Source organism: Arthrobacter rhizosphaerae (assembly GCF_023062595.1).
Lineage (GTDB): Bacteria > Actinomycetota > Actinomycetes > Actinomycetales > Micrococcaceae > Arthrobacter > Arthrobacter rhizosphaerae.
Genome location: NZ_JALLAN010000011.1, coordinates 119937 through 142040 on the forward strand (window position 1 = coordinate 119937; position 22104 = coordinate 142040).

21 protein-coding genes are annotated in these 22104 nt (G+C 62.5%); 14 read left to right on the forward strand and 7 right to left on the reverse strand.

The window, feature by feature from the left end:
• Positions 1–9: 9 nt before the first annotated feature.
• The 4 genes from MU551_RS15525 (at position 10) to MU551_RS15540 (ending at position 4340) form a co-directional block, all read left to right on the forward strand.
• Positions 10–1062, forward strand: coding sequence for a DUF6707 family protein (locus MU551_RS15525; protein WP_247046134.1), 1053 nt, complete (start codon positions 10–12; stop codon positions 1060–1062).
• 65 nt (positions 1063–1127) lie between these two features.
• Positions 1128–1853, forward strand: coding sequence for an SRPBCC family protein (locus tag MU551_RS15530; protein WP_247046135.1), 726 nt, complete (start codon positions 1128–1130; stop codon positions 1851–1853).
• Between the two features lie 63 nt (positions 1854–1916).
• A complete protein-coding gene (gene tgt / locus MU551_RS15535) occupies positions 1917–3251 on the forward strand; it encodes a tRNA guanosine(34) transglycosylase Tgt (RefSeq protein ID WP_372489874.1) in 1335 nt (444 codons plus the stop codon).
• 150 nt (positions 3252–3401) lie between these two features.
• Positions 3402–4340 carry a type IV toxin-antitoxin system AbiEi family antitoxin domain-containing protein gene (locus MU551_RS15540; RefSeq protein ID WP_247046136.1) on the forward strand — a complete coding sequence of 313 codons (939 nt, stop codon included), beginning with the start codon at positions 3402–3404 and terminating at the stop codon, positions 4338–4340.
• 114 nt (positions 4341–4454) lie between these two features.
• Here the strand turns inward: MU551_RS15540 and MU551_RS15545 are convergent, their stop codons facing one another.
• Together MU551_RS15545 and MU551_RS15550 are read right to left on the reverse strand one after the other, a co-directional pair.
• Positions 4455–5171: a queuosine precursor transporter gene (locus tag MU551_RS15545; RefSeq protein WP_247046137.1), complete on the reverse strand. Its 717-nt coding sequence runs from the start codon at positions 5169–5171 to the stop codon at positions 4455–4457.
• A 146-nt stretch (positions 5172–5317) separates the two neighbouring features.
• Entirely contained in the window at positions 5318–5908 is a 591-nt protein-coding gene (locus tag MU551_RS15550; RefSeq protein WP_247046138.1) for a TetR/AcrR family transcriptional regulator, read from the reverse strand.
• A gap of 103 nt (positions 5909–6011) precedes the next feature.
• Between MU551_RS15550 and MU551_RS15555 the strand changes: the two genes are divergently transcribed.
• A complete protein-coding gene (locus MU551_RS15555; protein WP_247046139.1) occupies positions 6012–6320 on the forward strand; it encodes a putative antibiotic biosynthesis monooxygenase in 309 nt (102 codons plus the stop codon).
• Between the two features lie 32 nt (positions 6321–6352).
• Here the strand turns inward: MU551_RS15555 and MU551_RS15560 are convergent, their stop codons facing one another.
• Positions 6353–7630: a serpin family protein gene (locus MU551_RS15560; RefSeq protein WP_247046140.1), complete on the reverse strand. Its 1278-nt coding sequence runs from the start codon at positions 7628–7630 to the stop codon at positions 6353–6355.
• Positions 7631–7880: 250 nt separating this feature from the next.
• Positions 7881–9395: a helix-turn-helix transcriptional regulator gene (locus tag MU551_RS15565; protein ID WP_247046141.1), complete on the reverse strand. Its 1515-nt coding sequence runs from the start codon at positions 9393–9395 to the stop codon at positions 7881–7883.
• Between the two features lie 168 nt (positions 9396–9563).
• Here MU551_RS15565 and aceA point away from each other — a divergent pair, with 168 nt between their 5' ends.
• Positions 9564–10907, forward strand: a complete 1344-nt coding sequence (aceA, locus tag MU551_RS15570) for an isocitrate lyase (RefSeq protein WP_247046142.1) — start codon at positions 9564–9566, stop codon at positions 10905–10907.
• Positions 10908–11000: 93 nt separating this feature from the next.
• Positions 11001–12662, forward strand: coding sequence for a malate synthase A (gene aceB / locus MU551_RS15575; protein ID WP_247046143.1), 1662 nt, complete (start codon positions 11001–11003; stop codon positions 12660–12662).
• 79 nt (positions 12663–12741) lie between these two features.
• Here aceB and MU551_RS15580 read toward each other — a convergent pair whose 3' ends face one another.
• Together MU551_RS15580 and MU551_RS15585 are read right to left on the reverse strand one after the other, a co-directional pair.
• A complete protein-coding gene (locus MU551_RS15580) occupies positions 12742–13908 on the reverse strand; it encodes an MFS transporter (protein ID WP_247046144.1) in 1167 nt (388 codons plus the stop codon).
• A 174-nt stretch (positions 13909–14082) separates the two neighbouring features.
• Positions 14083–15294, reverse strand: coding sequence for an ROK family transcriptional regulator (locus MU551_RS15585; protein ID WP_247046146.1), 1212 nt, complete (start codon positions 15292–15294; stop codon positions 14083–14085).
• 139 nt (positions 15295–15433) lie between these two features.
• On the opposite strand from MU551_RS15585, the gene MU551_RS15590 reads away from it, so the two are divergent.
• The 6 genes from MU551_RS15590 (at position 15434) to MU551_RS15615 (ending at position 20973) form a co-directional block, all read left to right on the forward strand.
• A complete protein-coding gene (locus MU551_RS15590) occupies positions 15434–16183 on the forward strand; it encodes a sugar phosphate isomerase/epimerase family protein (RefSeq protein WP_247046148.1) in 750 nt (249 codons plus the stop codon).
• Positions 16180–17352, forward strand: coding sequence for a Gfo/Idh/MocA family protein (locus MU551_RS15595; RefSeq protein ID WP_247046149.1), 1173 nt, complete (start codon positions 16180–16182; stop codon positions 17350–17352). Before MU551_RS15590 ends, MU551_RS15595 begins: the two co-directional genes overlap by 4 nt.
• A complete protein-coding gene (locus MU551_RS15600) occupies positions 17349–18575 on the forward strand; it encodes a Gfo/Idh/MocA family protein (RefSeq protein ID WP_372489872.1) in 1227 nt (408 codons plus the stop codon). Before MU551_RS15595 ends, MU551_RS15600 begins: the two co-directional genes overlap by 4 nt.
• A 1-nt stretch (position 18576) precedes the next feature.
• On the forward strand, positions 18577–19578 hold the full coding sequence (locus MU551_RS15605; protein WP_247046150.1) for a sugar phosphate isomerase/epimerase family protein: 1002 nt from the start codon (positions 18577–18579) through the stop codon (positions 19576–19578).
• Positions 19579–19625: 47 nt separating this feature from the next.
• Complete coding sequence (locus MU551_RS15610) at positions 19626–20162, forward strand: GNAT family N-acetyltransferase (RefSeq protein WP_247046151.1); 537 nt, start codon at positions 19626–19628, stop codon at positions 20160–20162.
• 79 nt (positions 20163–20241) lie between these two features.
• Positions 20242–20973: a DsbA family oxidoreductase gene (locus tag MU551_RS15615; RefSeq protein ID WP_247046152.1), complete on the forward strand. Its 732-nt coding sequence runs from the start codon at positions 20242–20244 to the stop codon at positions 20971–20973.
• A gap of 115 nt (positions 20974–21088) precedes the next feature.
• Here MU551_RS15615 and MU551_RS15620 read toward each other — a convergent pair whose 3' ends face one another.
• A complete protein-coding gene (locus MU551_RS15620; RefSeq protein ID WP_247046205.1) occupies positions 21089–21289 on the reverse strand; it encodes a hypothetical protein in 201 nt (66 codons plus the stop codon).
• Between the two features lie 135 nt (positions 21290–21424).
• Here MU551_RS15620 and MU551_RS15625 point away from each other — a divergent pair, with 135 nt between their 5' ends.
• Complete coding sequence (locus tag MU551_RS15625) at positions 21425–22060, forward strand: TetR/AcrR family transcriptional regulator (RefSeq protein WP_247046153.1); 636 nt, start codon at positions 21425–21427, stop codon at positions 22058–22060.
• Positions 22061–22104: the final 44 nt, after the last annotated feature.

Below are 22104 nucleotides of genomic sequence, written 5' to 3' on the forward strand. Positions count from 1 at the left end.
GGACTCCCGATGACCCAGCCCCCAGCCGCCCAGCACTATAGCGAACGCCAGGCTGGAGCCCTGCAGTCCGGGGACCACCTGATCCTGCCGGGCGGTGACACCTCGGCTGAGCTGCAGGCAGTGGACCTTGAAAAAGACGACTTTGGTTCCCCCGCCCTGATCATCGCAACCCTGGCGGACGGCATGACCCTCCGGATAGCGGTGGGCTCCTCGGTCCTGGTCGCTGAGCCGCCCGTCATCTCGCAGGACAGACCAGCGGGAGACGGCCAAACACCGCACACCGCAGCCTCCCTCCAGCTCGTCAAGCACCCCGACGAGGAGGACGACGGCGTCACTGTGGCTCCCGCCGTCGTCGTACCTCCCCTGCCCCCCACCCTCCCTGCCCCCGCTCTCCGAGCCAACGTCCCGGTGTCCCCTGCGGCTGATACCAGTCCCGCAACAGAAGAGGAACTGGCACTCATCCCTGAACCGGAGGGCACGCCGGAAACTGTCGTGCAGACGGCGGCTGAGGCCCACCCGGATGCTGAGGGCGTCCTGTTGCTCAGTGAGCGCCTGGTCAAAGGCATCAACACCAAGTCCGGGAGCTGCCTGAAGGACCTCAGCGACCTTGCCCACGAGCTTTTTATCCTGCTCAAGGACCCGGAGAACGCCCTTTCGGTGGCAGATTTGCTCACCGTCCTGCCGTACGACGGCAATCCGGGTCGCTGGAGTTCGGTGGAAGCAGCGCTGGCCCTGTCCAGCTATATCTGCCGTCAGACCGGGCAGGAAGAGCGCGCCGACGTCTACGAGAAGCTCCTGCGGGCACCGGATTCACAGGAATCGGATCCGTTCAAGGCACGGGTCAACGCCCGGGTGCGGCAGCGTTCCCTCAACGAACCGAATCTGTACGACAAGGAAATTTTCCGCTCCATTGATAACTCCAACCGGGAGGCAGAGCGGGAGTGGCGGTTCCTCAGGCTCCAGGCACTGCTTTTCCTCCGCGCCCACGGCGGCTCGGAAACTATCGGCGGCCCCGAACTGAACCGCAGGATCAGCAACGAGCTGGACGCAGTGCGGGCCTGAAACCGGCTCCAAAACGGTAGCGAATTACCCCTGTACCGGCACTGGCAGGCGTTGTACATTCAGGCATGACCAACAATCTGAGCGTTGTCATTAATGCCGATGCACCACAGGTGTGGACCATGCTGCGGGAGCCTGCCAAAATCTCCCAATGGCATGGCTGGGAGGCTGACGACCAAGCCGAGGAAATCAACGAAATCTACTTCAAGGACACTGTGGTCGAAAGTGCTGACCACACTGAACTGACCGTTGATGGCGGCGACGTCTTTACGCTCAAGCCGGTACGCAACGGAACCCTGGTCAGCGTGACCCGGTCAGCGCTGGACCACAATTCCGAGTGGGCTGCCTGGGACGAGGACATCACCCAGGGCTGGCTCACGTTCCTACAGCAACTGCGTTTCGCTTTGGAACGCCACCCCCACGACAAGCGGCGGACATCGTTTTTCTCCGTTCCGGGTACGGCCGGGTCGGCCATTGAGAAACTCGGCGTCAAGGACGTTCCCGCGCCTGGGGAGGAGTACTCATTGACCTTGTCCACCGGCGAGGAAATCTCCGGGCGGGTGTGGTTCAAGAGCAACCATCAGGTGGGGCTCACGGTGCACAGCTACGCGGAACACAACGACGGCCTGCTGATTGTCGCCGACCAGCCGGTCATCGAGGATGTCAGGCCCGACGGCGGATCACTGGTGATCATTTCCACGTACGGGCTCGGGGCGCACAAGCTTGAGTCCATTCGGGCACTGTGGGACGAATGGCGCAGCGAGAACTACCCGTCGTCGGAGCCGCTGCACTGAATCCATAAGGGTTTTCCGGGTACAAGCTGGCACACTTGAACCGTGCCAGCCAACCGCTCCAAAATGCCTCTCGAGTCCCCAGCATCCTCCCTCGCTCCGACTGCTCCTACGGCGCCTGGTCAAGGTGCGCCGGCGGGAGTGGGTGGCTTTGCGTTCATGGTGGGCAAGCGGCTGAGCGATACCGGCCGGCCAAGTACGGAACAGGTGGCCGCCAACGGCGGGGAGTTCCTCGGCCGCACCGGAACCATCACCACACCGCACGGTGACATCCAGACGCCGGCATTCATCGCCGTCGGCACGAAAGCAACAGTCAAATCCGTTCTCCCGGAAGCGATGGCGGACCTCGGAGCGCAGGCCCTGCTGGCCAATGCGTACCACCTCTACCTTCAGCCCGGCGCGGAAATCCTGGATGAGGCCGGCGGGCTGGGAGCTTTCATGAACTGGCCCGGCCCCACATTCACCGATTCCGGTGGCTTTCAGGTGATGAGCCTCGGCTCAGGCTTCAAAAAGGTTATCGACATGAAGACGACGCCTCTGCCGGATCAGGCTTTGTCCGATGATGCCGTCGCCGTCGGCAAAGAACGGCTCGCCCATGTCGATGAGGACGGCGTCTGGTTCAAGAGCCACCTCAACGGAGACCGGCACAGGTTTTCGCCTGAGATCTCCATGCAGGTACAGCACCGCATCGGCGCGGACATCATGTTTGCCTTCGACGAACTGACCACGCTGCAGAATTCCCGCGGGTACCAGGAGGAGTCATTGGAGCGGACCCGTCGCTGGGCGCTGCGGTGCATCGACGAGCATTTCCGGCTCACCGAGGAGCGCGTGGGGAAGCCGTATCAGGCGCTTTTCGGCGTGATCCAGGGCGCACAGTACGAGGACCTGCGCCGCAAGGCCTGCCGGGACCTTGGTGCAATGCCGTTTGATGGATTCGGGATAGGGGGCGCCCTGGAGAAGGAGAATCTGGGCACGATTGTGCGTTGGTGCAATGAGGAACTGCCGGAAAACAAACCGCGCCACCTCCTGGGCATCTCGGAGCCCGACGACATCTTCACGGCCATTGAAAACGGCGCCGACACTTTCGACTGTGTCTCCCCCACCCGGGTGGCCCGTAACTCCGCGTTTTACACGCCCACCGGCCGCTACAACCTGTCCGGCGCCAAGTACAAGCGGGACTTCGGACCACTGCAGGAGGGTTGCGACTGCTACGCCTGTGCCAATTACTCGCGGGCGTACATCCACCACTTGTACAAGGCCAAGGAGATGCTTTCGGCCACGCTTATCTCCATCCACAATGAACGCTTCGTGGTCAAGATGGTGGACGACGCCCGCCTCGCAATCGAGTCCGGCGACTTCTTCGCGTTCAAAGAGCAAACCCTGGGGCAGTACTACTGCTGAGGTGCGCCTCCCCTCATCCGCCATTTCGACGGTTCCCTGCGCGCTCGACGTCCCGAAGCATCGAGGTAGCAGGGAACCATCGAAATGGCGCTTTCCACATAGGCGTGACTGGCTCTGGAACCCAGATGCTGGGGTGGCAACAGTGGATGCATGAATCCACGTTTCCGTGCATCGCCGTCGACGGAGCACTTCTGGCGCACAGAGCAGCTGCTGGAGAAAGGCCTGAACTCAAGGGGCATCGCCAGCCTGGTTCGGGAGGGAAGCCTCATCCGCGTGCGTCGCGGGTGCTACGCACCCGGAGGTTGGTGGTCGGGCCTAAATGCCGCCACGCGTCGTCGCCAGCTCATCTATGCGCACGCACACGGAACACGTACGACGTCGACTGGAGGCTTTGCTTATAGCCACACCTCGGGCGCCAGCCTGCAACGCCTCCACCTGTGGGGCGTTGACGACGTCGTCCACCTTACGCAAGCGACCTGCCCGTCAGGGATCTCGCATGGTCGCGGGGTTGTGGCCCACACGAGACGGTTAGGCAGCCATGAACTGACTTTCGTGGACAACATGCCGTGCACTTCTTTGGAGCGCACAGTGGTGGACTGCTGCCTGACGTTCAATCTGCGGCAGTCCCTCATCCTGGTAGACCACGCGGCCCGGCTCGGCGCCAACCTGCCCCTGATCCGTGACCATTGCTCCTCTTTGGCCGGCCGCAACGGAGTAGTGGCTCTTCGCCGGGCACTCGAGTTGGCCGATCCGCGCTCCGAGTCGGCCGGGGAGAGCCTCACGCGTGAACTGCTGCACAGGCTCCGGATCACGCCGCCCGAGCTGCAGTACGTGGTGCGGACTCCTCTGGGCGAGCATCGGCTGGATTTCGCCTGGCCCAAAAGGAAAGTGGCCCTGGAGTTCGACGGCAGGACCAAGTACTTCGACTACCGGCCAACAGGCGAGGTTGTGTTCGAGGAGCGTCGCCGCGAGAAGGTGCTCATGGAACAGGGCTGGACCTTCCTCCGGGTCGAGTGGAGGGACTTGTTCAACGAGGCGCAATTCAAAGCACGCATACTTCGGGCGCTGGACCAAGGTTCCGACGGCTGACGCCCACCTCCACTTCGCGTCCCTCCACTCCGCGGCGCCCCATTTCGACGGTTCCCTGCGCACTAGGTGTCACGGAACATCGAGTAGGCACGGAACCGTCTAAATGGCGGGGCCTTACGCAGCGTAACTTGGCTCACGCTTCTTGATGTAGCCGATCACCAAGGAGGTCACGGGGACAAAGAGGAACTCAACGAGGGTCTTATAGAGGAAGCCCACCACCACGTAGTTCACGAACCCGGCAAAGTCGTTGATGCCAATGACGGATGCGGCAATGCTGCAGAAGATCAGGGTGTCCACAAACTCACCGGCTACCGAGGAACTCATGATGCGGGCCCACAGCGATTTCTCGCCGGTCCGGGCCTTCATCTTCACAAGGATCCAGGAATTGATGGTCTGGCCGGCGAGGAAAGCCAGCAGCGAGGCCAGCACGATTAGAGGAACCGGCCCCAGAGCGCCTTCGAGGGCGGATTGCTTGGCGGTGCCGAACTCATCGTCGAAACCGGGTAGCGCAATGATGATCCAGTAGCACAGCGAGGCGAAGACGGACAGGGCGAAGGTGGTGATGATGGCTTTGCGCGCCACCTTGAATCCGTAGACCTCACTGATGACGTCGCCAAGGATGTAGGCCAGCGGAAACAGGAAGAAGCCGCCGTCCGTGATGACCGGGCCAATGGCGACGCCTTTGGACGCTCCGATGTTGGACAGGATCAGCACCACCGCCATGAACGCGAGCAGTATCCCGAAATACGGCGAACCAATGGAGGCGAACTTCGGAAGGGTTCTGGCGGAGCCGGTCAGGGGCAGGGCGTCGGGGCCCGGGGTGGAAGGCATGGGGGTTCCGTTCGTAGTGGTTCGCTCGGCGGCATGTTCTTGTCCGCCGGCTGTATTAGCACTGTCACGCAATTCTGCCACTCACCCGGCCACCCGCCGTCGTGCATCAGGCAGGAGTTGAAACAGGGGCCATCAAGCAGGAGGCATCAGGCGGCTTCAGCCGTCAGCGACTCGGCCATCAAAGTCACTGTACGAACCACAAAGGCACGACGGCGGGCAAGTCGCCCCGGAGCGGAACCCGCTATGAGCGCATCGAGTTGGGGTAGGACGCTCCATCCATCGCACAACGTGACCACGCTCAGCAACAAATCAGCGGCATCTGCCCGGTCGATTCCTGGCAGGACCTGGAGGATTGTGTCGATCTTAGCGGCACAGTGGCTTGCCCGCGCTTCCCGGTTCACCACATAATCGCCCCGCTCCAGCCCTTCCCAGAATTGAAGGCGGGGCAAGATTCCGTTCAGACTGTGACGATCGAATAGCCTGCCGGCGTAATCCCCCAACGCCGCAGGCCCCTTTCCCTCAAGCGGAACTTCCGTTACCACCTTGACCAATTCGGCGGCCAGGACCGCATCGAAGAGTTCATCCTTTTTGCCGAAGTACTGGTAGATGCGCTCCTTGTTGACCCCGGCCGCAGCGGCAATCCTGTCGATACGGGCACCAGCGAACCCTCTTTCGCTGAATTCAGCTGTGGCTGCCTCCAGCAACAGCGTCTTCGTCCGCTCGGTATCCCATGCCATTGCTTGAGTCTACCTGTTTCCAACTAGATGGTTGCAGTTGGGCATAGAACGGTCTAGTGTCGGTGTCATCGAAAAAAGCAACTAATTAGTTGGGGATTGAATCATGAAGACAAACGCCGCTACTGCACCAACCAACACCGTGACGACGCCGGAGCCTTACTCTGTAGCGCCCGTTCCGCCAGCATCGCCCCACATGCCCTCAGTTCATGCGAGGGCACTGATTACTTGGCTTGCGATTTTTCCGCTGGTAGCGGGTGGGATGGCGCTCATCGCACCCTTCTCCGAGGGTTGGCATCCTGTTCTCCGGGCCTTCGCGCTCACACTCGTTGTGGTCCCGCTCGCCGTGTACTTCGTAGTGCCACGGTTGTTTCAGGGCTATGGATTGTTGCGCCGCCGTCGTATGTCAAAGTAGTCCCCGCAACGGGAATGGCTTAATCACGACTCTCAGCGGGGGTCGGCAACCTTGCCGATAAAGAGTGGCAGTCCCGTCTCGGCGTGGATGATTTGGTAATGGAACGGCCGGTCAAACTGGATCACACGCTCCGGCATGGGCGGCGCGCTCGTGGCCATACCATTGATCTGGGTGACCGCGGCAGCGACCGTGCCTTTTTCGGCCACGGTGATGTTCGCGGCCTGAGCTGCCTGGGTGATGATCATTCCGGGCTGGATGTTGTCGAAGTCCTTGCTGGTACTGAGAGTCTCCTGCAAGCCGAGCGATTCGAAGACTTTGCGCAAATCGAAACTGCTCTTGTGATCCCATTTGGGCAATGAAATCTGGACCATTTCAGGCACGTCACCATCCAGGGAGTCGGCAATCTCCGAGAGTTCCGCGGTTCCAACATGGGAGGAATCCCCCGACGTCCCCGTCGCAGGCAAAACAAGCCGCATCACGAACCCTTCGGCGTAGGGAAGATCGACAGCCTGCCAGCCAGGGCCTTCGGCATAGGCCATTTCTGCGAGATTGTTCATAGTGGGCACCATGACCTCTTCGCCGCCGGCCTTGGTAAACGGTGAGTCAGCGGTTCCATTGGCATCAAACGGCGTATCCCAGGCCGAGGCAAAATAGAGCGCATTCAGCAGGCTGAACGTATTCTCCGGATCATATGCGGCGGGCGCCTTTTTGATCCGGCCCCCCGTGTTCTTGTTCACCCAGGCATCCAAGGCGGGAGCCGTGACTGCCTCATCGCGGAAATCCACCGGGTAGACGCCCGTGCCGTAATGCAACCCCAGCGTCTTGAGGTACTCGGGACCTGTGGGAACGTTCTTGTCAATGAAGAGCCCGTTGGCAACGTGCATGACGGGAGTCCGGGGCGGGTTTGCCTCATCTACAGACCCGGGATCGCCGTCGAACTTCTCCAACGACTCAAGCAGGGCATTCATGCCTTCGTCCCGCCCCTCAGCCGGAAGCCCCAGGACCCGGTCAAGTTCAGCCGCTGTATCCCCGGACGCGCCTGCACGCAGCATGGCAAGGGCGATAAGCAGGCTACCGGGCGAAGAGATCACATTGCCGTTACCACCCTCCCCGCCGTCGTCCAAGAGTGCCGTTCCGAGCCTCAGGCCTGATTCGCGGTACTGCCGTAGCTGGGTTTCATAGTCGGCGCGCTCCACGGAGACCCGCGTGACGCCGTCGGCTTTTAACAGCTCCGGAGCCGACGACGACGAACATGCGGTGAGTGCCACCGCTGCACTCGCGGCTAAGATCTTCGCTAGAAAATTCTTCACTGCTGCCCCCTCAGACACCTTGGTTTTCAGTCAATCAGTTCGGGCTTCGGAGAACGATGCCGACAGTGTCACGGTTTGCTGTCGTTTTGGTGTCGACGCTCCCTCACCTTTCGCAACCAAAACGCCAACGCTCCCTCACCTTTCGCAACCAAAACGCCAACGCTCCCTCACCTTTCGCAACGTAAACGACCCCTTGAAGCCGAGAACCCGCGAAACGTGAGGGAGCGTCCGGAGGGGCGGGCGTGGAGAACTAGCTCCCCGAGTGTGCCTGCAGGAAGCTGTAGACCTCAGTTTCGTCCACGCCAGGGAAGGCGCCAGGAGGCATCGCAGCCAAAAGGTGCGAGTGCGCCCGCGCCGAGGGCCAGGCGTTGCCCGCCCACTCTGAAGCAAGCGACGCCGGCGGGCGTTTGCAGCAGCTTTCGTCCGGGCATGCCGACTTGGAGCGCTCAGTGGTGTCCCGTCCCCGGAACCATTTCACGTGGGCATATGGCACACCCACGGAGAGCGAAAACTCGCCACTGGCGGAACGCTCGGTCCGGGCGGTGCACCAGTAGGTTCCGGCGGGAGTGTCGGTGTATTGGTTGTACGCGCGGAACTTGTCCGGAACGTCGAACACCACCCGCGACGTCCAGTATTTGCACGACGGCTGGCCCTCGATGGCGCCGGTGTGATCCTGGGGGAAGGTCACGCCGTCGTTCTCGTAGGCCTTGTAAATGATGCCGCTCTGGTGCGTTTTCTGGAAATGCGTCCGGATGCCCAGGTGCTCGGTGGCGAGGTTGGTGAAACGGTGTGCGGCTGTTTCATAGGAAACGGCGAAGGCATCCCTGATGTCCTCGACTGCGATTTCCTTGGCCTGCTTGGCCTTCTGCAGGAACTCAACGGTGGCCTGCTCGGGGAGCATCAGCGCCGCAGCAAAGTAGTTGGTGGCAACCCGCTGCATCAGAAAGTCCCCGTAATTGGACGGAGTCTGATGGCCCAGCACGTAGTGTCCAAGCGCCTGAAGCAGCACTGAGCGGGGGTCGTGATCCGTCCGCTGGTTCTGGGTGAGATAAATTCGGCGGTTCTTAAGATCTGTCACGGAGCGCGTGGAATGGGGCAAATCGCCCACGTGGTGCAGGCTGAATCCAAGGTGTGCGGCGATGTCGGCAATGACGTGTTGGGACAGCGGACCGCTCGTGTGCCCCACGTTCGCCAGCACCTTCTGGGCCTCGGCCTCGTACTCCGGAAAATAGTTGTTCCGCTCACGCATCATGGCACGCAGTTCAACGTTGGCGCGGCGGGCTTCTTCCGGCGTCGCTATCTGCTCATTGAGCTTGCGTTCCAGCTCCTGCTGCAGGCCGACCATGGACTCCAGCACATCCATTGGAAGCCGCGAACTGATACGGATTTTGGGCAGATTGAGGGACTCATAAATGGGGCTGCGCTGGTAGCGTTCCAGCTCGATCTCCAGGGCTGCCCGCCGGTTGGGCGGCTCTGCTCCCAGCAGCTGCTCGATACCCACATTGAACGCCGCCGCGAGCTGCTGCAGCAGCCCGAGTTTGGGTTCACGTTTGCCGTTCTCGATAAGGCTCAGCTGGCTCGGGGCGGTGCCGACGGCGGCACTGACGTCGTCGAGCGTCATACCTGCCGCTTTACGGAGGTGGCGCACGCGGCGCCCAAGGCTGATGACGTCCAGTTCTCCGGCCGCAACGGACGACGACGGCGGTGCGGCTTTCCGGTTCCAGCTTGAAGTAGGCATTTCTGAAGAATACGGCAAGAACTGCATTTCTTTCCAGCAAGTACCCCTAGTAAGCGTCTTGTAAGTGCAGAAAAGTAGAGATCACGGAAAGAAACACCGCACCGGAAAGGCCGGCCCGGACTGCAACGGAGCAGAACGGGCCGGCTGAGGAACCAATTCCGGCGCCTATATCGCCGCACAACCAAGGAGACAAAGATGACTGCAGCATTTGAGCCCACCCAGCCGTCCGCCCAGGACATGGCAAGCGAGCAGGCTGCCGCACTGGAGCTCGAGTGGGCCGCCAACCCGCGCTGGGAAGGTGTGGCCCGGGACTACAAGGCCTCCGACGTCGTCCGCCTCCGCGGCCGTGTCTCCGAAGAGCACACCCTGGCCCGCCGCGGTTCGGAAAAACTCTGGAAGCAGCTCACCGAGGAGCACAAGACCGGCCAATACACCAATGCCCTGGGCGCCCTGACCGGAAACCAGGCAGTGCAGCAGGTCAAAGCGGGACTTCGGGCTATCTACCTCTCCGGCTGGCAGGTCGCCGCTGATGCCAACAACTCGGGCCACACCTACCCGGACCAGTCGCTGTACCCGGCCAACTCTGTCCCGACAGTGGTCCGCCGCATCAACAACGCCTTGCTCCGGGCCGACCAGATCGAATTCTCCGAAGGCATCCAGACCGTTGAGGACTGGATGGTCCCCATCGTCGCCGACGCCGAAGCCGGCTTCGGTGGCCCCCTTAATGCCTACGAGCTCATGAAATCCATGATCCAGGCCGGCGCGTCGGGTGTGCACTGGGAAGACCAGCTCGCCTCGGAGAAGAAGTGCGGCCACCTCGGCGGCAAGGTACTCATCCCGACCCAGCAGCACGTCCGCACCCTGAACGCTGCCCGCCTTGCGGCCGACGTCGCCGGAACCCCGAGCGTCGTCATCGCCCGAACCGACGCCGAGGCAGCCACCCTGATCACCTCCGACGTCGACGAGCGCGACCAGGAATTCATCCTCCGCGAAGGCGGCCAGCCGGTCCGCACCCCGGAAGGCTTTTACAAGGTCCGAAACGGTATCGAACCCTGCATCGCCCGGGCCAAGGCCTACGCCCCGTACTCCGACCTCATCTGGATGGAGACAGGCACCCCTGACCTTGAGCTCGCCCGCAAGTTCGCCGAGGCCGTCAAGGCAGAGTTCCCGGACCAGATGCTCTCGTACAACTGCTCGCCGTCATTCAACTGGCGCAAGCACCTGGACGACGCCACCATCGCCAAGTTCCAGCGTGAACTCGGCGCCATGGGCTTCACGTTCCAGTTCATCACCCTGGCCGGCTTCCACGCCCTGAACTACTCGATGTTCGACCTCGCCCACGGCTACGCCCGCGAAGGTATGAGCGCCTACGTCGAACTCCAGGAAAAGGAATTCGCCTCCGAATCCCGCGGCTACACCGCAACCAAGCACCAGCGCGAAGTCGGCACCGGCTACTTCGATGACATCGCCACTGCGCTCAACCCGAACGCATCCACCCTCGCCTTGGTCGGATCGACCGAAGAGGGCCAGTTCCACTAACCACTTCCCCAAGTAAGTAGCACTAGGTGTCGTTTTGGAGGCTCAAAACGACATCTACTGCTACCCAGTTGGGTCCTGGACCAGGAGAATGAAATGAACACCTTCACTGACAGTTTCAGCATTAATGGCATTTCTCTGACCGCGCAGCCTATTTGCCGGCAGAACGAGGTTCTTACACCGGACGCGCTGGCCTTCATTGCAAAACTGCATCGTGCCACGGCTGAGCGGCGGCAGGAGTTGCTGCAGGCGCGCCGTGACCGGCGGGGACAGATCGCCAAGGGGCAGGACCCGCGGTTCCTGAAGGAGACCGAAGAGATCCGCAATGATCCCAACTGGCGGGTTGCTCCCCCGGCGCCTGGCCTTGAGGACCGGCGGGTGGAAATCACCGGGCCCGTGGACAAGAAGATGACCATCAACGCCCTGAACTCCGGCGCCAAGGTGTGGCTTGCGGACATGGAGGACTCTTCCACCCCGACGTGGCGCAACGTCATCCAGGGCCAGCTGAACCTCACGGATGCGATGGAACGCCGTATCGACTTCACGAGTACCTCCGACGGACGCAGTAAGGAGTACAAGCTCCGTCCTGCCGAGGAATTGCCCACCATCGTGGTCCGCCCCAGGGGGTGGCACCTGCCCGAAAAGCACCTGCTGATCGACGGCGTCCCCATCGCGGGCGGCATCGTGGACTTTGGGCTGTACTTCTTCCACAACGCCCGCCGACTGATCGCCCAGGGTAAAGGTCCTTACTTCTACCTGCCCAAGATCGAAAACCGGCTCGAAGCCAGGCTGTGGAATGACATCTTCATTCTGGCGCAGGATTTCCTGGACATCCCGCAGGGAACCATCCGCGCTACCGTGCTCATCGAGACGATCACTGCGGCCTTCGAAATGGAGGAAATCCTCTACGAACTACGTGATCACGCTGCAGGACTGAACGCGGGCCGGTGGGACTACATCTTCTCGCTCATCAAGAACTTCCGTACCCGCGGGCCCCGCTTCGTCCTCCCGGACCGGGCCCAGGTGACCATGACGCAACCCTTCATGCGCGCCTACACGGAGCAACTCGTCCGTGCCTGCCACAAGCGCGGGGCCATGGCGATCGGCGGAATGGCAGCAGCCGTTCCCAACCGCAAGGATGAGGTTGCCAACGCCAACGCCTTCGAAAAGGTCCGCGCCGACAAAACCCGCGAAGCCAACGACGGCTTCGACGGTTCCTGGGTAGCCCACCCGGACCTCGTACCCGTCTGTCGCGAAGTGTTCGACGGCGTACTCGGCGAGCGCAGCAACCAGCTGGACCGTCTCCGTGAGGACGTGATCCCGGACGACCGCGCGCTTATCAACGTGGCAGCCACTGAAGGCACCATCACTGAAACCGGCATCAGGAACAACATCGAAGTGGGCATCCGCTACATCGAGTCCTGGCTCCGCGGTAACGGCGCGGTGGCCATCCACAACCTCATGGAGGACGCGGCCACGGCAGAAATTTCCCGTTCCCAGCTCTGGCAGTGGATCTATGCCCACGCGATCACGGACCACGGCGAAATCATCACCCGCCAATGGGTGGAGGATCTGCTCGATGAGGAGTTCGCCAAGCTTGAACGCTTCGATGGCGACCGCTTCACGGATGCCCGTGACATCTTCGAAGAAGTCACGCTCAGCGACCAGTTCCCCACGTTCCTGACCCTGCCTGCCTACGCCCGCTTCCTGACCGAAGCCCGCGAAGAAGCGAGCGAAGAGGAACTCTCCGCCGCCTGATTTTCCGTCTGCTGGGCTGCCACGCCCTTCGCAACAGGCATCCCGATGGCCGGGAGGCAGCCCAGCAACGGAAGCACCACTATTTCGGCGCCTTTCGGACCGAAAGGGTGGTGCCAAGGAAGAACGCCAATACCGAGCCGAGGATCATCAGGAGCGGCACAGTCCACGAGCCGCTAAGTCCGTGCACGTAGCCCAGCAGGGTGGGGGCCACGGCAGCGAAACAGTAGCCGGTGCCCTGGACCACGGCCGACATCCTTCCCGCCGATACCTGATCCCGTGCCAGCCTGATGATTGCGATAAAGATGATGGTGATTCCTCCGCCCTGGGCCACCCCTCCGAGGGAGCACCAGAGCCACCACAGTTCCGGCGCGAGCAGCAACCCCAGGGGCACGGCCAGCCAGAGCAATCCCAAGGTGACGGCCACCGCCGTCGTACTGGCAATCCTGGCTGCGAGCGGGACCCCGAGTCCCCCCACAATGGCGAGGATCTGGAACAGCGAGGAGCCGGCACCGGCAGCCGCCGGCGCCATCCCAAGCTCGTCAGCCAGCAGCGTCGGCAGCCAGGCTGTCACGCCGTAGTACGAGAAGGCCTGGCCCGCGAAGCCAAGAGTCAGCCCCACAGTGATCCAACGCGACGCAGGGCGTCCCGTTGCCGCCGGTCTGATACCGGTGTCAGCCATACGCGGGCGGAACGCGTCACCCATTCCCACCGCCAAGATCCAGAACACGACCGCCGCCACGGCGAACAGCCCCGTCGCTGCCAGCGCGAGCCTCCAGCCCACTGCTTCGGCGATGGGAGCCGTAACCACGGACGTGAGGAATGATCCAATGTTGAGGGCCGCCGTGTAGATGCCCATCGCAGAACTTTGACGACGGGGGGAAAAGTCGCGGCGGATGATCAGGGGCACGGCGATGTTGCCAATGGTGATGGCGATGCCGATGATTGCCGTGCCAGCCATCACCAGAACGCCGCTTCCTGCCGAGCGGAGCACGACGCCTGCCAGGACTCCCAGCAGGGTCAAGGTGATGGCGAACTCCGCCCCGAACCTGCGCGCGGCAAAGGATGCGAGGGGCGAAGCCAGCGAAAAGCACAGCACGGGGATGCCCGTCAGCAGGCCCAGTTCCACGGCGGAGAACCCCAACTCCCGCTGCATCGCACCAACCACTGGCGCGACGGCGACAAACGGGCCACGCATGTTGAGGGCAATCAGGCCAATGCAGGCCAGCAGTATCAAGCCCTGCGGCATCCTGGAAAGAACAGGTACTTTCGACAGGGGGGACGCCCTCATTGGGTCGGAGCCAGGGAACGGGTCATCGCTTTCATCACTCCCATTGCTATCACGCCGGGCAGCAAGCGGCGGCTTCGTCGCAGCTTTCCGCCGCTCCGCAGGAGCCCGCCAGCTTACCCGGCGGCTGCGAGCTTAGCCGATGGCCTGGAGGGTTGCCTCGACGACGGATGGAGACAGCACGTGCTGCGTCACCATCTGGCTGGCACCGAGCACCGCCGCCTGGTCCCCCGCCTTGGAGGAGGCGATCCGTAAGCGGCTGGTGGCCAGCGGCAGCGAACGCCGGTAGACCACTTCGCGCACACCCGCCATGAGGTGGTCTCCTGTCTGCCCCAGGCTCCCCCCAATGACTATCAGCGAAGGGTTGAGCAGGTTAACCACGGTTGCCAGCACATCACCGACATCCCGGCCGGCCTGGCGCAAGGCCTGGATGGCCTGGGGGTTTCCCTGATTCACGAGCTCAAGCACATCGCTGCCTTTTTGGGCAGCCAGTCCGTGGGCGCTGAGCTCTGCCGCAACGGCGGGCCCGGAAGCGAGGGCTTCGAGGCAGCCGTAGTTTCCGCAGCGGCACAGCACGGTATCGCCCCGTGGAACACGGACGTGGCCGAGGTCGCCGGCCGTTCCGTCAGCGCCACGCTGGAGAGTTCCGCTGCTGATGATCCCTGCACCGATGCCGGTGGCCACTTTGATGAAGAGAAAGTTCTCCTCCTCCGGCCAGTAAGCGTTCCGCTCCCCCAATGCCATGATGTTGACGTCGTTGTCCACCAGAACCGGTACTGCCAACGAGCGCTGAACGTAACGGACGACGTCGTACCCGTCCCATCCCGGCATGATAGGCGGCTTGACCGGCTTTCCGGTGGCGTGTTCCACAGGCCCCGGCAGGCCTATTCCGATGCCGGCCAGCGCCGCCGTCCCCACACCGGCTTTGGCCAACAGAAGCTTGCCTTCCTCCACAACCCGGCCAAGAACGAGTTCCGGGCCCTCGGAAACCTCCAGGGACAGCCGGCGTTCGGCAAGGATCGTCCCGGCGAGGTCAGTCAGTGCAACGATCACGTGAGTGGCGCCGATATCGGCCGCCAGAATGGAGCGCGCGGACGGGTTGAACGCAAAGCGCGACGGCGGCCTGCCGCCGCTGGAACTGGCCTCGCCTGCCGGCCCAACCAGTCCGGAAAGCATCAAAGCATCAATACGGGACGCAATGGTGGAGCGCGCCAACCCAGTGATCAGGGCCAGCTCCGCCCGGGTCCGCGGCTTGCCGTCGCGCAGGAGCTGGAAAAGGTCGCCGGCCCGCCCAAAGCTGCCGCCAATTTCAGGAGCGGTCGCATCGTTTCCACGCGTGGGCATCATAGATAAGTGATAGCACAGGGGGCTTCTAACTGTCATTCTGATTAAAGCCCGCCAATGTACTTCCAACTTTTGCTTGACGTTCGACGAAAGTCCCCCTAGCTTGGATTTGAGATAACGCACACTCCCGCAAAGGAATCCAATGTCGTATTCGATCCAGCTCTACACCCTGCGAAATGCCATACAGGAGGACCTCCCCGGCACCATCGCGAAGGTGGCTCAAATCGGGTTCGCCCAAGTGGAGCCCTATAACTTCGTGGCGACCGCGAAGGAGCTGGGTGCGGCTCTGGAGGAAAACCGCCTCACCGCACCGTCAGGTCACGCACCCCTCCTCAGCCAGGACCAGGATCAGATCTTTGCAGCCGCAAGGGCGCTCGGCATGGAAACCGTAATCGAACCCTGCGTCCTTGCGGAAAAGTGGCAGTCAGCCGAGGACATCAAGGACACGGCCGCGCAGCTGAACGCCGCAGCCAGGAAAGCGGCAGAGTACGGCCTGCGCGTCGGCTACCACAACCATGCCTGGGAACTGGAGTCCATGATCGAGGGCCAAACGGCCCTTGAATACTTCGCCGGCCTTCTGGACCCCCAAGTGGTCCTGGAAGTAGACACCTACTGGGTTGCGGTGGGCGGCCAGGATCCCGTTGAACTCCTGGGCAGACTGGGTGACCGCGTGCGGCTCATCCACATCAAGGACGGCCCGCTTACCGCTGACACAAAAGCGCAGCTGCCGGCAGGCCAGGGACAGGTTCCCGTCCTGGACATCATTGCTGCGGCAAAGTCCCTTGAGGTGGGCGTCGTTGAGTTTGACGACTATGCCGGTGACATTTTCGACGGCATTGCCCAGAGCCTGGCGTACCTCCAGAAGGCTGCAACCGGCCAGGTGCGAGGATGAGCGCGGTGCAGACTCCGGTAACCGGGAACGGACCAGTCGGAAGAGGCCCTGTGGGAAGGGGTCCTGTGGGCGTAGCGGTCATTGGCGCGGGAAACATCAGCAAGGCCTACCTGGACAATCTGACGGTCTTCCCGGATCTGAAGGTTCACGTCATCGCAGACCTGTTCGAAGAAGCCGCGCAAGAGCGGGCGAAGGAATACAGCGTCCCGGAGTGGGGCGGGGTTGAGGCGGCACTGAACCATCCCGACGTCGAAATCATCGTGAATCTGACCATTCCGGCCGCGCACGTGGAAGTGGCAACCGCAGCGGTCCGGGCGGGAAAGCACGTCTGGACCGAAAAGCCCTTTTCACTGGACCGTGAATCCGGGCTCGGGCTGCTCAAAGCGGCCGACGCCGCTGGGATCCGGCTAGGCTGCGCCCCGGACACGTTCCTGGGGGCTGGACTGCAGACGGCGCTCCGGCTTATAGAACGGGGCGATATCGGCACGCCACTCACTGCCATGACCACGTTCCAGACATCCGGCCCGGAATCCTGGCACCCCAACCCCGCGTTCCTCTTCCAGCACGGCGCCGGCCCGCTGTTCGATATGGGCCCCTACTACCTCACCACTCTGATCCAGGCGTTCGGGTCCATCCGGAAAGTGGCCGCCGTCGGCTCCAAAGCCAAGGACGTCCGGGTCATCGGCTCGGGGCCCAAGGCCGGCGCGGAGTTCACCGTGGAGGTGCCAACCCACGTCTCGGCCATGGCACAATTTGCGAACGGCGCATCCTCCCACAGTGTCTTCAGTTTTGAATCCCCGCGGGTGCGCACGGGTTTTGTAGAGATCACCGGCACCGAGGCCACTATCTCACTGCCTGACCCGAACCATTTCGACGGCGATGTCCGTATCTGGAAGCCAGGGAACGAGGATTGGACAACTGTTCCGGCCACCGGACCTGCCAGTGGCCGCGGTATGGGTGTCCTGGACATGGCCCGGTCACTCCGGGCCGGCGTCCAGCACCGGGCAACCGGCGCACTGGCGTACCACGTCCTTGACACCATGGTCTCGATCACCGAATCCATGGAAACAGGTGCCTTCGTCGACGTCGAAAGCTCCGCTCAGGCATCCGAGGCCCTCCCCGAGGATTGGGCACCGGAAGCCCCCACTCTCTCGGAAGGCACACCATGACTTCACAAGAACGCCATACCGACAATTCGCACAGCGGCACGCGCCCGGAATCCAAAACTCTGGGTGTGGCAATGATCGGCTATGCGTTTATGGGCAAGGCGCATTCGAACGCCTGGCGGAATGTCGCCAGCTACTTCGACGTCCCCGCCTTCGAGCGCAAGGTGCTGGTGGGCCGGGACGCAGAGGGTGTGGCTGCGGCCGCTGCCACATACGGCTGGGCGGGATCGGAAACCGACTGGCGTGCCGTTCTGGACCGGGACGACATCGACATCGTGGACATCTGTGCCCCGGGCTTTATGCATGCGGAGATCGCGATCGCGGCGCTCAACGCCGGCAAACACGTTCTCGTCGAAAAGCCGCTCGCCAACACTCTCGGTGAGGCCCAGGCCATGACGGAAGCCGCCCAGGCAGCCCGCGCTCAGGGCGTGCAGTCGATGATCGGCTTCAACTACCGCCGTATCCCTGCCCTGGCCCTGGCCCGGGAGTTGATCGCCGAGGGCAGGCTGGGAAACATCCGGCACGTCCGTGCGGCCTATCTTCAGGACTGGCTCGCGGATCCGGAGGCACCCATGACGTGGCGGCTCCGGAAGGACAAGGCGGGATCGGGTGCTTTAGGCGATATCGCCTCCCACGCTATCGACCAGGTGCTGTTTCTCCTCGCTGACCAGGTCATCGAGGTCTCCGGCCGCACCCACACCTTCACGACTCACCGGCCGGGGACCGGTTTGGACGGCGGCTTGGAAGAAGTGACGGTCGACGACGCCGTCTGGGCCACGCTGAACCTCGCCTCGGGAGCAATCGCTTCCGTGGAAGTCTCCCGGGTGGCTACTGGCCAGAAGAACTCTCTAAAACTTGAGATCTACGGAGAGAAGGGTGCGCTGCTGTTCGACCTTGAGTCCCTCAACGAACTCAGCTTCCTGGATTCCACGGTGCCCGTCCGGGAGCAGGGCTTCCGGAGAATCCTGGTCAATGAACCGGAGCATCCTTACCTTGGAGCCTGGTGGCCGCAGGGTCACGTGCTCGGGTGGGAGCATTCCTTTACCCACCAGATCCGTGATTTTCTTCTTGCGATCGGCAGCGGAACTGAACCGTCGCCGTCGTTCGAGGAAGGCCTCGCCGTTCAACGCGTCCTCAGTGCCGTGGAGGAAAGCTCCGCCGCCAAAAGTTCAATCATCCAGCTGACCGGACCACCGGCCGGCTCCACCACCCTTGAAGGAGCCTGACATGCCGCGCCCTTACACGCTGTTTACCGGCCAGTGGGCTGACCTTCCGTTTGAAGAGGTCGCGAAGCTGGCCTCCGGCTGGGGCTATGACGGCCTGGAAATCGCCGTTTCGGGAGACCACCTGGATGCTTGGCGCTGGGATGAGCCCGGCTACGTCGAGTCCAAACTCGCGGTCCTGGAGAAGTACAACCTGAAGGTCTGGGCCATCTCCAACCACCTCAAGGGCCAGGCCGTGTGCGATGACCCCATCGACTTCCGCCACGAGGCCATCGTCGGGTCGAGGGTCTGGGGAGACGGGGAACCCGAGGGCGTCCGCCAACGCGCCGCCGAGGAAATGAAACACACCGCACGGCTCGCCCAGGCCCTCGGTGTCAACACCGTCGTCGGGTTTACCGGGTCCTCCATCTGGCAGTACGTGGCAATGTTCCCACCGGTCCCGGAAAAGGTGATCGAGGCCGGGTACCAGGACTTTGCCGACCGGTGGAACCCCATCCTTGACGTCTTTGACGAGTGCGGCGTCCGGTTCGCCCACGAAGTCCACCCCTCCGAAATCGCCTACGATTACTGGACCACCGTCAGGACCCTCGAGGCCATCGGGCACCGCGAAGCCTTTGGCCTGAACTGGGACCCGTCCCACTTCATGTGGCAGGGCATCGATCCCGTCTCCTTCATCTGGGACTTCAAGGACCGGATCTACCACGTGGACTGCAAGGACACCAAGCTCCGGTTCACCGGCCGGAACACCGTCATGGGCTCCCACTTGCCCTGGGGCGACCCGCGCCGCGGCTGGGACTTCGTCTCTGCAGGCCGGGGCGACGTCCCCTGGGAATCCTCCTTCCGCGCCCTCACCGCGATCGGCTACAACGGGCCCATCTCCGTCGAATGGGAGGACGCCGGCATGGACCGCCTCCACGGCGCCCCCGAGGCCCTCGCCGCCCTCAAGAAGTTCGACTTCCCGGCATCGAGCACCTCGTTTGATGCCGCCTTCAGCAGCAAGGACTGACCTCTACGGGAACTGAGACCGCGGCCTTCCGGGCTAGAGTTTTTGGTATGGCGCACATCATTCGAAAAGCAACAGAGGACGACGCCGGCCGGCTGGCAGAGCTGGCCGGCGTTACCTTTCCGCTGGCCTGCCCGCCGGGTGCTTCACCCACGGACATCGCCGCGCACCTGGCGAACACGCTCAGCGAGAAGCACTTTCGTGCCTATGCGGCTGACCCGGATATCACCATCCTGGTGGTCGAAGCGGGCGGCGAATTGCGGGGCTACAGCATGCTCGTCGCCCGGCCGGCACAGGATCCGGAGGTTGCCGCGGCGCTGAACCTGCTGCCGTCCACAGAGCTCAGCAAGTGCTACCTGCATCCGGACCACCACGGGCTAGGGGCTGCTGCCGAGTTGATGCACGCAACAGTGGAATCCGCCGCGGCAGCAGGCGCCAAGGGACTCTGGCTGGGCGTCAACAGCGAGAACGCCAAGGCCATCCGCTTCTATGAAAAATCCGGCTTCAGCAAAGTTGGGACCAAAACGTTCAAGCTTGGCACTACCGTGGAGCACGACTTCGTGATGGAGCGTTCGCTTCCAGCCTGAGCGCTGTGTAACCCGCCCTGTGACCAAATCCATAGACCGTTATGGGAATGAGTGCCGGGACGCGGGGGTTGTGGCAAGCATGAAGATTGAGATCTGGTCCGATGTGGCCTGCCCCTGGTGCTACATCGGCAAACGCCGCTTTGAAGCTGCCCTCGCCGAGTTCCCCCACCGTGACTCTATCGAGGTGAAGTGGCGCAGCTACCAGCTGGATCCTTCCCTGCCGGAGCATTACGACGGCACCGAACTGGACTATTTGAGCACCCGCAAGGGCATGGCTGCGGCCCAGGTTTCGCAGATGTTTGACCACGTTGCAGCGCAGGCCAAGGGCGAGGGATTGGATTTCCGCTTCGACACGATTGTGGTGGCCAACAGCTTCACAGCACACCGCCTCATCCATCTTGCCGCTGCCCATGGGCTGCAGGACGCGGCAAAGGAGCGGTTGCTCAGCGGGCACTTCGAGCAAGGCAAGGACATCGGCAGCACCGAATACCTGACGTCAGTTGCACTGGAGTTAGGGCTCAACGCCGACGAGGTGGCCGCGCTGTTCGCTACAGACAAGTTCGCCGACGACGTCCGTCAGGACTTCGCCGAAGCCCGCGCCCTCGGCATCAGCGGCGTCCCCTTCTTCGTCATCGACCGCAAGTTCGGCCTCTCCGGAGCCCAGCCGGTGGAGACTTTCCGGCAAGCTCTGGAGCAGGGCTGGCAGGAATCCCACCCGCTCGTTATGGTCGCTGCCGGCAACGAAGGTGCCGCGGACAACGCAACGGACAGTGACGGCGTCGTCTGCGGTCCCGACGGTTGCGCCATTTAGTCCAGGCCACCATCTGAGCAGGCGCTGAAAAGGCAGGGACTGCAAAGGCACCAATTGAAAAGGAAGGTCCCGCAAACGCGGGGCCTTCCTTTTTCACTTCGACCTCCCGGGGCCATCACACCTTCTCGCGTGTGCGGTCAACTACCGGCTCGGGATCAGAAAACTCCCGATGGCGGCGGGGGAAGGCCCAGAACTTGAAGTCCTTCACCTCAACGCGAGGTTCCGGCCTTTCTTCAGGTTGCAGGCGCTCTTCAGGTTTCCGTGAGGCATCCTTCCTGGTGTCACGCCCGAAATCCTTGTTGTATCCGTAGCACATCACTGACCTCCTTATGATGGATGCCCTTTAATCGTCCTCCCAATTGCCGGAGAGCAAAAGGGGCTGTCACCGTACCGGCGCCGTCCGCCGTCGGCCGTCGGGAAGTTTGCTGACAGATAACGGTAATGTGTCTGTATGCCTAGGATTTCGGCGCCCACAAACGCCGCCCAACGTGCCGAAACCCAACGACGTATCCTGACCGCCTTCGGTGAGCTCCTGTTTTCGCATGGGCTTCCCGGCCTCACCATGACCGACGTCGCCCGCCACGCAGGCATCGGCCGAACCGCGGTCTACAACTACTACGCGGACATCGAAGAACTGCTGATCTCCTACGCGCTGGATGAAACAGAACGCTTCCTCATCGGGCTCCGCGAATCACTTCAGTCCTTGGACAACCCTGTGGAGCAGCTGGCACTGTACGTGAGGGCACAGGTGGAGGACCTCAGCCGCCGCCATCTCCCGCCTGGCCCCGCAATGGGCGCTGTGCTTTCCCCGGCCTCGTTCGCGAGGCTGGCGGATCATGTCGGAGAGCTGAGCGTGCTTCTGCAGGACATCCTGCGGGAAGCTATGGCACAGGGGTACCTGCCCGCCGCCGACGTCATCCAGCTGGCGCAACTGATTCATGGCACGCTGTCCTCCAGCGCCGCCCGCGGGGATGGAACAGTGGACGCCATCGATCGGACCGTACGGTTCATTCAGTTGGGTGCCGGGGCAAGGTTCGACAGCGACGGCGGCAGGCGGCCCATCCGGGTCACCCAACCCGCGGCCTAGGTTGCGGCCATTTCGACGGTTCCCTGCCCACTCGATGTTTCGGA